This window comes from Variovorax sp. 20P10.2.4, assembly GCF_058244205.1.
In genome coordinates this window covers 1-13,813 of the sequence record NZ_JBZAYE010000156.1, presented here as the reverse complement: position 1 = coordinate 13,813, position 13,813 = coordinate 1, and the positions used below count along the sequence as shown (strand labels likewise).

General features: G+C 70.6%; 8 protein-coding genes and 1 pseudogene. 2 read left to right on the top strand and 7 right to left on the bottom strand.

What is annotated here, in order from left to right:
• From AC27VN_RS16775 to phnD, 7 genes are all read right to left on the bottom strand, one after another.
• The coding region (locus AC27VN_RS16775; protein WP_490877257.1) for a serine/threonine protein kinase at window positions 1-1,016 on the bottom strand (1,016 nt) is incomplete at its 3' end.
• A 659-nt stretch (window positions 1,017-1,675) separates the two neighbouring features.
• Window positions 1,676-2,287: a type VI secretion system-associated protein TagF gene (gene tagF, locus AC27VN_RS16770; protein ID WP_490877256.1), complete on the bottom strand. Its 612-nt coding sequence runs from the start codon at window positions 2,285-2,287 to the stop codon at window positions 1,676-1,678.
• Window positions 2,288-2,304: 17 nt separating this feature from the next.
• A complete protein-coding gene (gene tssM, locus AC27VN_RS16765) occupies window positions 2,305-5,907 on the bottom strand; it encodes a type VI secretion system membrane subunit TssM (RefSeq protein ID WP_490877255.1) in 3,603 nt (1,200 codons plus the stop codon).
• On the bottom strand, window positions 5,904-7,268 hold the full coding sequence (locus AC27VN_RS16760; protein WP_490877254.1) for a DotU family type VI secretion system protein: 1,365 nt from the start codon (window positions 7,266-7,268) through the stop codon (window positions 5,904-5,906). Before AC27VN_RS16760 ends, tssM begins: the two co-directional genes overlap by 4 nt.
• Before the next feature lie 24 nt (window positions 7,269-7,292).
• Window positions 7,293-8,624, bottom strand: a complete 1,332-nt coding sequence (tssK, locus tag AC27VN_RS16755; protein WP_208508755.1) for a type VI secretion system baseplate subunit TssK — start codon at window positions 8,622-8,624, stop codon at window positions 7,293-7,295.
• A gap of 206 nt (window positions 8,625-8,830) precedes the next feature.
• Window positions 8,831-9,850 (bottom strand): phosphate/phosphite/phosphonate ABC transporter substrate-binding protein, encoded by a 1,020-nt coding sequence (locus tag AC27VN_RS16750; protein ID WP_490877253.1) that lies wholly within the window; start codon window positions 9,848-9,850, stop codon window positions 8,831-8,833.
• Entirely contained in the window at window positions 9,847-11,010 is a 1,164-nt protein-coding gene (gene phnD, locus AC27VN_RS16745) for a phosphate/phosphite/phosphonate ABC transporter substrate-binding protein (protein WP_490877252.1), read from the bottom strand. The genes AC27VN_RS16750 and phnD overlap by 4 nt, the downstream gene beginning before the upstream one ends.
• Window positions 11,011-11,169: 159 nt before the next feature.
• On the opposite strand from phnD, the gene AC27VN_RS16740 reads away from it, so the two are divergent.
• Window positions 11,170-13,059 carry an ATP-binding response regulator gene (locus AC27VN_RS16740; protein ID WP_490877251.1) on the top strand — a complete coding sequence of 630 codons (1,890 nt, stop codon included), beginning with the start codon at window positions 11,170-11,172 and terminating at the stop codon, window positions 13,057-13,059.
• Between the two features lie 185 nt (window positions 13,060-13,244).
• A pseudogene (locus tag AC27VN_RS16735) lies at window positions 13,245-13,813 on the top strand (ABC transporter substrate binding protein); the annotation flags it as partial.

The window sequence follows — 13,813 nt, the reverse complement described above, 5'->3', positions numbered from 1 at the left end:
GCCTCGGGCCGCACGCCGAGCCCGGCGTCGATCGCCGCGAGCAGCTGCGGGCTGTAGCGCTGGCGCAGGATCTCGTTGCCCGCGAGCGGCACGTAGCTGTCGGACAGGAGGCGCGCCACCGACGGCGGCGGTGCGCGGCCGCACACGGCCACGTGCATCACGGCCGCGAGCGCGTAGACGTCGGTCCATGCGCCCTGCGACATGTCGGGCATCTCGGCGTACTGCTCGATCGGCGCGTAGCCCGGCTTGAGGATCACCGTGATCGCCTGCGTCTTGTCGGTGATCACGCGCCGCGCCGCGCCGAAGTCGAGCACCACCGGCCGGCCCGAGCCTTCGAGCAGGATGATGTTGTCGGGCGCGATGTCGCGGTGGTAGCAGTTGGCGCCGTGCATCACGCCGAGCGCCTGCGTGACGCCGTCCATGATGCGGATGAGCCAGGCCTCGTCGACGCCGGCGGGGATCGACACCAGGGCCTGGCGCAAGGTGTCGCCGCGGTAGAAGGGCATCACCATGTAGGTGGTGCCGCGTTCCTGCCAGAAGCGGTAGACCTTGAGCAGCGAGGGGTGGTCGAACTGGGCGAGCAGGCGGGCTTCGTTGATGAAGCTGCGCATGCCGAGGTCGAAGGTTTCGCGGTGGCGTTCCGACAAGGGGACGACGCTGCCGTCGCCCTGGCGGGTGGAGAGGGAGGAAGGGAGGTATTCCTTGATGGCTACGACGCGTTCGAGGGTGTGGTCCCAGGCTTCGTAGACGACGCCGAAGCCGCCTTGGCCTATGACTCGGGTGATCTCGAATTCTGCGAGGCGGCTGCCTACGGGGAGGAGGCCGGCTTCGTGGGGTGTTCCTTGGGATGGGCCCGTGGCTGGGTTCGTCGGCGGGTTTGTTGGGGCGAACAGCGGGTTGTTCGTTCTCGTGGGTTGGCCGGATGTGATGACCGTGGCGCTGTCGTCCAGGGGCGTGGTTCGGGGGACGACTCGGGTGCGGTCGTCGTTGCCTTCGGGCTTGATTTCCTCGGTCATGGGATAAGGGCCTCGAGGTGGCTTGCTCCCTGCGGGAGGCTGTTGGCCGGGTCTCGCCCCGGCGGGCGAGTCACTTTCTTTTGCTTCGCCAAAAGAAAGTAACCAAAGAAAAGGCGACCCCACTGTCTGCGACCCCTTCGCTGCGCTACGGGGCAACCTGCGGTGCTCGCGTTTCGCGGGGTCTCGCAGAACTCGCTTCGCTCAAACAGCTGCGAGCCCTTATCCGCGAAACGCTGCGCTCCTCGGCGCAGCCAGAGGGGATCAGAGTCAACGCGCCATGGCGCGTCCTTGTGTGGGGTGGGGTGGCGCGCAGGCCTTGGGTCTTCTGCTACCCAGGCCGAGCGAAGCGAAGGCCCGTTGGGTTTCTGCGGCCGAGCGCAGCGATGGCCCGAACCACTCCCCTCTGGCTGTGCCGAGGAGCGCAGGCGTAGGCGGGATAAGGGCCGCAGCTGTCTGAGCGCAACGAAGTGGAGCGAGTTCTGCGGACCCCCGCCGTAGCCGAGCACCGCAGGTTGCCCGTAGCGAAGCGGAGGGACACAGACAGTGGGGTCGCCTTTTCTTTGGTTACTTTCTTTTGGCGAAGCAAAAGAAAGTGACTCGCCCGCCGGGGCGAATTCCCGGCCAACAGCCCCAAAAAAACAATCAGAGGAAGACAAAGCTCACTCCCCTCCCCCAAGAAACAGCGCCTCGAACTGCAGATCCATCGGCAGCCCCACGCAAACCATCCGCAGCCCGCTTTCAACGGAAGGATCCCCAATCCACAAAGAGGCCCCTTCCAAAGGCAAAGCCAACGCACCCTCAGAAGACGAAGCCTCAGACCCAGCAGCACCACCAAACAACCGAGCCAAAGCAGCATCAAACCGCGCCGCATCCAGATCCAGCTCCAGCCCTTCCAGAGCAGCCTGAGTAGCCCCCCCCCACCACCGCAAGGCAGCCACCAACGCAGCCCCCTCGAGCTCAGAGAGCAGCGGGTCTTCCAACTCCACAGCCACGGTGAAAGGAAAGTACCGCCCCACCCCATCGACCGATGGCATCAACACCCCGATCCACCCCCGCTCCCCCGCCACCCGAGGCCCGAGCACGAAGCACCACACCGGCGCCTCGAGGTAGTGCGAAGTCCAGTCCGCATGCCGATCCCGCAACCGGGCGAGCCCGCGCTGCAGCCACGCATCCCACACCTCCCGAAACGATTCGGGCAAGCGGCGATGCGCGAAGTCCCCCATCCCCGGCAACTTGCCGAACCATCCCGGCAATTGCGTGGAAGCGAACAACGGGGACGAGGCGAGGTTCACAAGCCCTCCGGGCACGAGAACTCGCGCAGTTCCTTCAACCGGATCGGGTGCTGCACGCTGTTGGTCGTCACCTCGAAGCGGGTGCGCCGGTTGCCGACCTGGAAGGTGATGAAGAACTTCTCGGGTGCGTCGCCGGCCTCGAGCTGGCCGTCGTCGAGCGTGCGGAACAGTGCCCACGGCCCATCGACCGCCGAGCCCGAGCTGCCCGTGGCCGAGGGCGGGCTCACCTGCACGCGCACCTGGTTGCTGCCCTTCGGGCCGGGCCACTGCACGGCCATCGGCACCACGGGGCCGTGCGCGTACTTCACGAGCTGGCCGTCGACGTCGAGGATGAACTGCGTGATGCTCGCGTCCATCTCCACCGGCTTGAAGTCCAGCCGCATCGAGGGACCGCGCCCGCCACCGCGGAAGAAGATCTCCTTGATGCGCGCCGCGCGTTCGAACTGCGCCAGTGCCTGCGTGGTGATGGCGCCGCGCTCGGCCACGGGCTTGTAGCGCCACGGCCGCGTGCTGGTGTCGACCAGGGCGGCCAGCCGCTTCTGGAAGAAGTCGTCCATCAGGCCGCCGGCGCCGAACATCTGGCCGAAGTCCTCGGGCAGCACGTCGCGCTTGCTGCTCTGCACGAAGGGATAGCGGCCCGCGATGGCGCGCGCGCAGAACTCGGCCACGGGGCGCAGGTCTTGGCTCAGGTTGCCGCGCTCGGCCACCTGGGCCTGCGTGGCGCCGGTCTGGCTCAGGTTCTCGATCATGCTGCGCACCGGCTCGGGCAGGCGGCCGGCGTCGGACTTGAGCTTGCCGGCCACGTCGCCGGGCGGCGGCGAGGTGCGGCCCTTGACCGCGGTGTCGACGGCGTTGAGGTAGACGTAGACCTCGTTGAACAGCTTGAGCGCGTCGTCGATCGGCGCCGGCTGGTTCGGGCCGCCGGCGGTGACGAGGCGGCGCAGCGATTCGAAGCGGTCGTCGACGATGCTCTCGATGCGCTTGCCGGGCGCGACCTGGCGGCCGGGGTCGCCGCCGAACAGGTCCTCCAGGCCCTTGCGCGTGTTGCGCACGGTCTCCGAGGCCTTGCTCACCACGTCCTTGTTGGCGTCGGCGGCGGGAATCAGCGTGGTCTGCTTGACCACGGCGCGCAGGAAGTTCGCGAGCGGCGAATCCACGCCCGAGAGGATGCGCGCGGTCTCGATGTTCTTGTCGAGGCCGGTGACGCGGATCAGCCGCACGTCGGCCAGCAGCGCCTCCCACTGCTTGACGTACTCGGCCAGGTAGAGCCGGCGCACGCGGTCGGTGAGCTCGCCGAGCGCGGCCGCGTCGCGCAGCCGGTCGGCGGTGCTGCGGTCCTGGCCCAGCACCCACGGGTCCTCCTGCGCGAGCAGGCCGGTCAGCACCACCACCTCGTTCTGGAAGCGCTTGTGGTAGCCGTCGTAGGTGAACATGCCGGGCACGCCCTCGGTCAGCGGCTTGCCGCTGATGCGCTCGAACACCAGCGGGCCCGAGGGACCGGTGGCCTGCGCCACGCTGAAGGCCGGGATGTCGCGCGAGGCGCGCTGGCGCTTCAGGCGGCTGAACACGCGCTGCTCGAGCGGATAGCTCGCGAGCACGGCGCGCACGCTGCGCACCAGGTTCTCGTCCACCTTGAGCGGGGAGCGCGGCGGGCCCTGCGCGATCAGCACGTCGAGCTGGTCCTCGAGCTGCTTGCGCTGGTCCTCGGGAATGCCGCGGTCGAGGCTGCGCGACCAGTCGAGCGTGATCCAGGCCTTGAGCGCCTCGGGATCGAAGTGCTCGGGCTGGTAGAGCATCAGGTAACTCTTGAGCGCCTCGTAGGTGTACTCGAGGTTGTCCTTCTGCGCGGTGCGCAGCTGGTCCTCGAGCCGCTTGGCGATCTGCGGCAGGAAGGCCTCGTTGAGCGCGCGCTGGTGCACCAGCATGGCGGCGGCATCGAGCTTGTCGCCCTGGTAGAGGCCCAGGGTCATGGCCAGCGGCTCGTCGCCCAGGCGGTTCTCGGGCGTGCGCCAGATGTCGCGCAGGTTCTGCAGCACCGGCGCCACCTCGACCAGGTTCTGCACGCGCGCCGGCAGCGCGGCCAGGTTCTGCTTGGCCGGCTCGACGCGCGCCTCGACCGACTTCAGGTAGTCCATGTTGCGCAGCGTGCTGTAGCCCCAGGCCGCGAGCAGGCCCACCGTGAGCAGCGTCATCGCGGCCACGGCCGCGAAGCGCAGCGTGTGGCGGCGGCGCTCGAGCTTGACGTCGGCGCCGGCCAGGCGCTGCTCGGGGAACACCACCTCGCGCAGCAGCGTGGTGAGGAAGTAGCTGCGCCCGCTCGACTTCTGCGGCGCGAGCATCGCGCGCTCGATGCCGAAGCTGCGCGACAGGCTGCCCATCACGCGGTCGATCGGGCTGCCTTCCTGCGTGCCGCTGGTGAAGTACACGCCGCGCACCCACGGCGGCTGGGTGAAGCGCGAGCCGGTGAAGACCTGGTCGAGCAGGTCCGACAGCAGCGGGCCGATGGAGCCGAACTGCGCCGGGAAGCCGAAGATCGCGGCACGCCGCGTGCCGTCGGTCTCGCGCTGCATGCGCGCGATCAGGCCGTCGTTGACGCGGTGGTGCAGCAGCGCGAACTCGCGCTGGAACGCGGTCGACAGGCCCTTTTCGTCGACCTGCTGGTTCTCCTCGGGCGGCAGGGTGAAGCCGAACACCTGCGCGCGCTGTTCCTTGCCGAGGTCGTCGAAGTAGTCGGTGAAGCCGTACAGCAGGTCGCTCTTGGTGACCAGCACGTAGACCGGCAGCCGCGTCGTGAGCTTGCCGTCGAGCTCGAGCAGGCGCGCGCGGATCGAGGCCGCGAGCTGCGAGCGCGCCTCGGGGCCCTGGCTCAGCAGGTCGCCGACGCTGACGGTGAGGAACACGCCGTTAAGCGGCCGGCGCGGGCGCACCTTCTTGAGCAGGCCGAGGAAGCCTTCCCAGGCGTTCTTGTCCTCCGACTGGTGGCTGTCCTGCGTGGTGTAGCGGCCCGCGGTGTCGATCAGCACGGCCTCGTCGGTGAACCACCAGTCGCAGTTGCGCGTGCCGCCCACGCCGCGGATGGCGCCGGGGCCGAACTTCTCGGCCAGCGGGAACGACAGGCCCGAGTTGACCAGCGCGGTGGTTTTGCCCGCGCCCGGCGCGCCGATGAACACGTACCAGGGCAGGTCGTAGAGATAGCTGCCGCCCGAGATCGAGAGCCAGTCGCGCCAGCCGGGCTTCTTGCCGGCCGCGTGCAGCTTCATCTGCTTGAGCGTGGCCACGGCCTCGTTGAAGCGCGTGTCGAGGATCTGCTGCTCGCCGGCCACCGGCGTGCCGGCCTTGGCCGCGGGCGCCTTCATCAGGCCGTCGGTCAGGTGCTGGCTGGCGCGGCGCGCGCGCCAGCGGCGGTAGATGGCGCGCAGCAGCACCAGCAGCACGATCACGCCGATGACGATGGCGCGCACGGTCTCGCTCTCGAGCGGCGCCAGCGCGCCGATCTTCACCAGCGGGCCGATCCACCAGATAAGCAGTGCGACGACGATCAGCGCGAGCAGCGTCAGCAGCAGCGGGCTGAACAGGAAGCCGAAGATTTTCTTGATCATTTGGTCGCTCCCGTGGCGGGCGACGGCGTGGCAGGCGCGGCGGCGGGCGCCGACGCCAGGCGCTCGGGCTCGGTCAGCAGCACCACCTCGACGCGGCGGTTGCGCGCGCGGTTGGCGGGCGAGTCGTTGGGCGCGACCGGCTCGGCATCGGCCTTGCCGTCGGAACGCATGCGCGCCGGATCGACCAGCGTCGACAGCGCGCCCTTGACGGCGTCGGCGCGCGCGGCCGACAGGTGCCAGTTCGATGGATAGCGCAGCGAGCGGATCGGCTGGTTGTCGGAATGGCCGGTGATCAGCACCTCGCCCTTGACCTCGGCCAGCGCCTGGCCGATGCGGCGCAGCACCGGCAGCGACTGCGCCATCGGGTCGGCGCTGCCCGAGCTGAAGAAGGAGTCGCCGCGCAGCCGCACCACGCTGCGGTCGGCCTCGTCGGTCACGGTGACCAGGCCCTGTTTGATCTCGGGCTCGAGGAAACGCGCGAGCCGCGGCGTCTTGGCCGGCGCGGCCGGCGGCGCGATCTGGATGTTGGGCACGCGCAGGCTCGACAGCGCCGAGTAGGTGGTGTCGGAGCGGTAGTTGAGCGTGAGCCGCAGCCCGAACCAGGCCAGCGCGAGCAGCAGCGCGAAGCCGGCCGCGAACACCCACAGCGGCAGCGACTCGCGCAGCCGCACCGTGCCCGCGCCCTGCCCGCGCCAGTGCGGCGAGAGCTCGGGCTCGACCGCGGGGCGGTCCTTGGCGATCAGGTCGGCCAGCCGCTGGCGCACCGAGTCGAGCTGCGCGCGGCCGTTGTCGACCACGCGGTAGCGGCCCTCGAAGCCGAGCGCCAGCACGCTGTAGATCAGCTCGAGCAGCTGGCGGTGCGTGGGCACGTCCTGCGCGAGCTTGGCCAGCAGCTGGAACACCTTCTCGCCGCCCCAGGTCTCGTTGTGGAACTGCACCAGCAGGCTCTGCTTGTTCCAGCCGGCCTGCACGCCCCAGGGCGTGTTGGCCACCGCCTCGTCGAGCGCGGTGCACAGCACGTAGCGCGCGGCCAGCACCGATTCGTTGCTCACGCCCGCGCGGCGCGCGTTCTGGTCGAACTGGTTGACGGCCTCGGCGGTCGAGGCGCGCAGCGCCGGCACGTTGGGCGGCTGCACCAGGTTGCGCAGCTTGCCGATCAGCACCAGCAGCTTGCCGGCCGCCGACACCAGCGGATTGAGCAGGCCGAGTTCGCCGAGGTCGGCCGCCGGCGTGGGATCGGTGGCGGGAAAGAAAGGCGCCGGCGTGGCCGAGGCCGCCGGCGCGTTGGCCGGCGTGCGCGGCTTGGGCTTGATGACCGTGCGCTCGGACTCGAAGGCGGCGAAGGGGTCGGGTGTGGTCATGGTTTTTCCGTCCTGTGCCGATGGCTAGCCACGGATCGCCCAGAACGCGAGGTCGAGGCCCGGGAAATCGCCCGCGATGTGCATCGCGACGCCGCCCGACTGCTCGAGCTGGCGCCAGAGGTCGCTGTTGCGGGTCTCGAGCTCGAAGTAGTTCGCGCCCGAGTGGAACGGGATCTGGCGCGGCGCCACCGGCATCGGCGTCAGCGTGACGCCCGGCAGCGCGAGGTTGACGAGGTCGCGGATGCGCTCGACCGGGCCGATCTTGACCTGCGTCGGGAAGCGCGCGCGCAGTGCCTCGCTGGGCATGTGCGCATTGACCGCGAGCACGAAGACCGCGTTGCGCTGCAGCTCGACGTCGCTGATCACCGCCACGCGCACGCCGTGCTTGCGGTCGTGCAGGTCGATGCGGATCGCCGACTGCTCGAGCACCATCGACAGGCTGCGGCGCAGGTCGTCCATCAGCGGCCGGAAGCTCAGCGCGAGGTCGTCGTGGATGTAGGGACCGAAGCGCGCCACGCGGCGCGAGTCGCGGAAGCTCGCGAGGTCGCCGGCCAGGCCCAGCGCCTGCTCGAAGAAGCGCTGCGGATGCAGCATCGCGCTCTTGGCGAGGTGCGCGAACACCGCCTCGTTGCGGTTCACGGTCTGCAGCAGCATGAAGTCGGCGATCTCGGCCACGCCGCCGGTGCCGCCCTGCGTCATGCGCCCGGCCAGCGCCTCGCCGCGCTGGCGCAGCAGGCCCAGCAGCTCGTCGAGCCAGGCGCGGATCACCGCATGGCCCGCCACGTCGAGCAGCGGCGGCAGCATCGCGCGCTCGAGCTGCACCTGGTTGTCGACGCGGCGCTCGACCACGCGCGCCACGCCCAGCGTGGTCCAGGCATCGGTGGCCTCGCTGGCGCGCATCAGCCGCGTGTGGAGCTGGCCCAGCTGCAGCATCGCGGTGCGCTCGCCGGCGGTGTTGGAGTCGGGCACGTCGGACTCGAGCACGCGGTGGCGCACCAGTTCCTCGTACTCCTCGGCATCGGCCTCGCGGGCCCCGGCGCGGCGCAGCGGCAGCGCCAGCACCACGGCCTCGTCGCGCATGGTCTGGGGGATGTCGATCGGTTCGGGCAGCGGATCGACCGCCGGCATGTCGAACACCGTGCCGTCGCCGAACACGCCCACCGCGCGCACCAGCGCCAGCTTGCCCAGCGTCAGCGCGGCCTGGTCGATCTCCAGTTCGGCGAAGCCCCAGGCATAGGGCGTGGTGGAGCGCAGCAGCACGTGCCGCGCGTGATCGGCATGTCGTTCGCTCTGCTGCAGGTGCTGGGGCTGCAGCAGCATCCCCTCGCTCCAGACCACTTTTGTTCGCCAACTCATCCGCTCGCACTCCGTCAACGGCAAGGGCTGCCTGTAAGAAGCGGTGAGTTTCCGGCGCGCGAAGTCGTGGGCAAATCCGCCTTAAGGCCTAGCTAACGGCATAGGCGGCGCGCGAGGACGTACGGCGAAGGGAGTAGACGCGGGCCCGATGCGGGCTCGAAAGCGACGGGGATGGCGCCGCGAAACGGACGCGCGGCCCAAGCGCGTCAGCGCGCGGGCGTGCCGCCGAGCATGCGCACCTGGTCGGCGTAGACCTTCTCGATGCGCTGCAGCCGCTGCTCGCGCGCGGCATCGTTGACCCACTGCGCGGCCATCGCGCGCTGGCGGCCGAGCTGGCGGTCGAGCCGGGCCTGCGGCAGCAGCGCGCTGTCGTCGGCCGCCGCATAGCCGAAGCCGGCGCGCAAGGTCTTGAGCACCTCGCGCTCGGCATCGGCGCGCGGCCCCTTGCCCTGGCCGTAGTTGGTCAGGAAGGACTGCAGCCGGGCCTGGAACTCGGGCGGCCAGCCGCGCCGCACCACCATCGGCGCGCCCGGCGGCGGCTGCGATTCCCACACCACCTGCAGCCGCTCGGCCTCGACCGGGAACTGCTCGCGGAAGCGCTCGAAGTCGGTGCTGTTGTTGGTGGCGACGTCGGCATCGCCATTGGCCACGGCCAGCGCGGTGGCCTGGTGCGTGTCGACGATCTCGCTGCGAAAGCGCGTCTCCATCGCGATGTGGTGGGGCAGGAACAGCTCGCTCTGCGGCACCTGGAAGCCGGTCACCGAGCGGCTGTCGCCGCGCGCGAGCCGCCATGACTCGGGTTTGGCGAGCAGCGCCTCGAGGCTGTTGAAGGGCGGCGCCTTGCGCATCAGCAGCACGGCGCGGTGCTCGGGCATGCCGGGGCGGCGCGCGATCTGCGCGATCACCTTCATGCGGCCCTGGGTCACGGCATCGAGCGCCATCTTGGCCGACAGGAAGGCCATGTCGATCTCGTCGCGGCCGATGGCGCGGTCGAGCTCCTCGTACGAAGACACCGAGTAGGCGCTCACCGGCACGCCGATGGAACGGCCGAGGTCGGCCAGCAGCGGCGTCCACAGCGCGCGCGACTCGACCGCGCCGCCCAGCGGCAGCACGCCGAAGCGGATCGCCTTGACGGGCTCCGGCTGCGTGGCCTGCGCGGCCGGCACCGCGGCGCAGACCGCCACGGCCAGCACCGCCAGCCACGCGGCGCGCAGCCAGGCGATCAAGGCGAGACGTCCTTCAGCACGCCGACCTGCTCGGCATAGCCGCTGTCCAGCCGCTGCAGGCGGGCCTGGCGCGCGGCGTCGTTGACCCATTGCGCGGTCTTGGCGTTCTGCGTCGCGAGCTGGTAGGCCAGCTTGGCCGCGGGCAGCAGCGAGCTGTTGTCGGCCGGCACGAAGCCCGCGAGGTCGTGCAGCGACTTCAGCACCACGCGCTCGGCATCGCCGCGCGGCCCCTTGGCGCGACCGTAGGCCACGAGGAAGGCCTGCACGCGCTGGCGCAGCTCGGGCGGATAGTCGCGCCGCATCACGATCTGCGCATGCGGGATCAGCTCCGACTCCCACAGCACCTGCAGCCGGCCGGCCTCGGCCGGGAAGCGCAGCTTGAAGCGCTCGAAGTCGGCCGTGTTGTTGGTGGCGACGTCGGCCTCGTTGTTGGCCACGGCCAGCGCCGTGACCTGGTGCGTGCCCACCACCTCGCTCGCGAAGCGGGTCTCCATGGCGATGTGGTTGGGCAGGAAGAATTGCAGCTGCGGCACGATGAAGCCCGACACCGACTGCTTCTCGCCGCGCGCGAGGCGCCAGCGCTCGGGGTCGGCCAAGAGACCCGCCAGCGTGTTGAACGGCGGCGCCTTGCGCGCCAGCAGCAGCGCGCGGTAGCCGGGCAGGCCGTCGTGCCGCACCACCTGCGCCACCACCTTCATGCGGCGCTGGCTCACGGCGTCGAGCGCCATCTTGCCCGACAGGAAGGCCATGTCGACGTCGTCGCGCTGGATCGCCTGCTCGAGCGCCTCGTAGGAATTGACCGAGAGCACCGCCACCGGCCGGCCGAGCGCGCGGCTGAGCTCGGCCAGCAGCGGATCCCAGTCGCTGCGCGATTCGAAGGCGCCGCCCAGCGGCAGGATGCCGAAGCGCATCGGCGCGGCCTCGGCGCCATGGCCGCCGGCGGCCGTGAAGCCGCCCTTGACGGTCTGGGCCGGCGTGGACTGGGTCGAGGGGGGAATGGTCGAGACCGAGGGCAGCGAAGGCGGGGCCGGGGTCTGCGCCAGCGCCGCGAACGGCAGCGAGGCACCCAGCAGCGCCGCCGCCAGCCAGCGCGACCAGCGAGGCCGACGGATACCGGTGGGCTCGCAGAGGCCTTGGGAACAGCGCAGGAAAGCCGGCATATTTGGACGGACGAGAGAGGCCGTGACGAACCGGCCGGTCTAACATGGCGAAGCGGACGCCATTAGATATCAACCAGAAGCAGTTTTCGTGATGTTTTTCCCGTCTTCCCTGCCCTGCAAGGCCTCCGTAGGCTCGGCCGCCATGCATTTCCCGCATCCATGAACTGGAACTTCGCCGTCGTCCGCGGCCTGGCGCGGCTCACCTTCGCGCAGCAGCTGATCCTGCTGGCGATGCTGCCGGCCATGGCGGCGACGCTGGTGGCGATCACGGTGCTCACGCGCCAGCACCTGGACAACCTCACCGAGCTGATGCGCGCCAATGCGCAGACGGTGGCGCTGCAGGTGGCCACGGTGGCGCAGGCGCCGATCGTGCGCATGGACCGGCGCGCGCTGCAGCGCACCGCGCAGTCGGGCACCTACCAGCCGCATGTGCAGCAGGTGCAGATCTGGTCGGACGACGGCGAGATCGTGGCCAACTCCGAGACCATGGACCGCGCGCGCGGCGAGGGCCTGCAGGTGGTGGTGCCGATCGTCGGCGACGACGGCCGCACCAGCGGCAAGGTGATGGTCGAGATCAGCCTCGGCGCGGTGCAGAACGCGCGCCGCTCGGTCTGGCTCAACGTGGTGCTGGTGCTCGGCGCCAGCCTGGTGGGCGTGGGCCTGGCCGGCTGGTGGGCGGCACGCCGCATCAGCGAGCCGATCCGCGCGCTCGGCAAGGCGGTCGACCGGCTCGGTGCCGGCGAGGCCGCGAGCGTGACGATCGAGGGCACCTCCGAAGTGCAGCACCTGCAGCGCGGCTTCAACGAGGCCGCGCGCGCGCTCGCCGAGAGCCACCGGCTGCTGCAGAGCCGCATCACCGAGGCCACGGCCGAACTGGCGCGCAAGAACCAGCAGCTCGAGGTCGCGAGCCAGGCCAAGACCCGCCTGCTCGCCGCCGCCAGCCACGACCTGCGCCAGCCGCTGCATGCGCTCACGCTGTTCTCCGACGGCCTGGCCAACGGCGAGACCGATCCGCTGCGGCTGCAGCGCATCGGCCACATCCGCGAATGCGTGGACTCGCTCGACCGGCTGTTCTCCGAGCTGCTGAACCTCTCGCAGCTCGACGCCGGCGTGCTGCAGCCGCAGTGGGTCGACTTCCCGCTCGACCGGCTGTTCGACGAGATCAGCCGCAACTTCCGCCCGGTGGCCGAGCAGCAGGGCCTGCGGCTGGTGGCGCGCAAGACCGACCTGTGGGTGCGCTGCGACTACGTGATGCTGTCGCGCATCCTCAACAACCTGGTGTCGAACTCGCTGCGCCACACGCTCGAGGGCGGCGTGCTGATCGGCGCGCGCAAGCGCGGCCGCGGCGTGCGCATCGACGTGGTCGACACCGGCGTGGGCATCGCGCAGCAGCACCAGGCGCGGGTGTTCGAGGAGTTCTACCAGGTCGAGCCCTCGGGCCGCCAGGCCTCGCGCGGCACGCGCGGCATGGGCCTGGGCCTGGCCACGGTGCAGCGGCTGGCCGAGCTGCTCAACACGCGCGTGGAACTGAGCTCGCGCCTCAACAAGGGCACCTGCGTGCGGGTGCTGGTGCGCTCGGCGCCGGCCGCATTGCCCGCGCCGGCCGTGACCGCGCCGCACGTGCCCGAGAACGACGAGCGCTGCCTCGAGGGCCTGCGCATCCTCGTGATCGACGACGAGCGCACCATCCTCGAAGGCCTGACCGTGGTGCTGTCGAACTGGGGCGCCTCGGTGCTGGCCGCGCAGACCCGCACCGAGGCGCTCGCCATGGCCGACACCTGGCCCGTGCCGCCCGACGTGGTGGTCAGCGACCTGCTGCTGCAGGGCGGCGACAACGGCCTCGACGTGATCGCCGCGCTCGAGCGTCATCCGCGCGGCATCGGCACCGGCACCGCGCGCCTGCTGGTCACCGGCGAGACCAAGCCCGATCGCCTGCGCGAGGTGCAGAGCGCGGGCATCACCGTGCTCTACAAGCCGGTGTCGCCGCGCGTGCTGCGCCAGGCGATCCTGGCGCAGCGCACGGCCGCGATGCAGGCCGTGCAGGCCTGAGAACGCGTTCCTGGCAACGGTCTTCGGTGGCGATACGCCATCGGAGATAGGCCAAGCGGCCGTCGGCGCGTGAACTTCCTCACAGCCCCGCAGGGTGCGCGCCGCGGGCATAAGCCCTCCGCCTTATCGCGCGAAGCAGGGCCCTTCCGTACATTGAGCCATCGCCCCTTGTGGCAGAAGCCTTCATGTCCGTCGCCGCGAAAACCTCTCCCCCGATCCACTGCACGACCCGGTTGCTGCGAGGTGCCGCCCGCGCGTGGCTGGCCTGCGCCGCGCTGCTGGGCGCCGCGCTGTGCCCGGCCGCCGGTTTCACGGTGCTGATGGGCGACGACCTCGCCGCGCATGCCGAGTTCGTGCAGCAGCTGCGCCAGGGGCTGGACCCCGCGAGCCGCTTCGAGCTGGTGCGGCTCGCGCCCGGTTCGTCCGGCGTGCCCGACAACGCGGCGGCCGAACCGGGCGACGTCAACGTCGGCGTGCGCACGCGCAGCATGCGGTCCTCGATCTCGAGCGCCGAGGGCGGCTCGCTGACCATGGCGGTGGGCGCGGTGGCCGCGCGCGCCGCCATCGAGCGCCCGGGCCAGGAACCGCTGGTGCTCGCGATGCTGAGCCGGCTCGACTACGAAGGCCTGCGCACCAGCCCCGCGCTGCGCCGCACCGACCGCCGCGTCGGCGTGCTGCTGCGCGACCCGGCCATGGCCGACCAGCTCGCGCTGGTGGGTGCGGTGCTGCCGGCGCAGCGCCACCGCATCGGCGT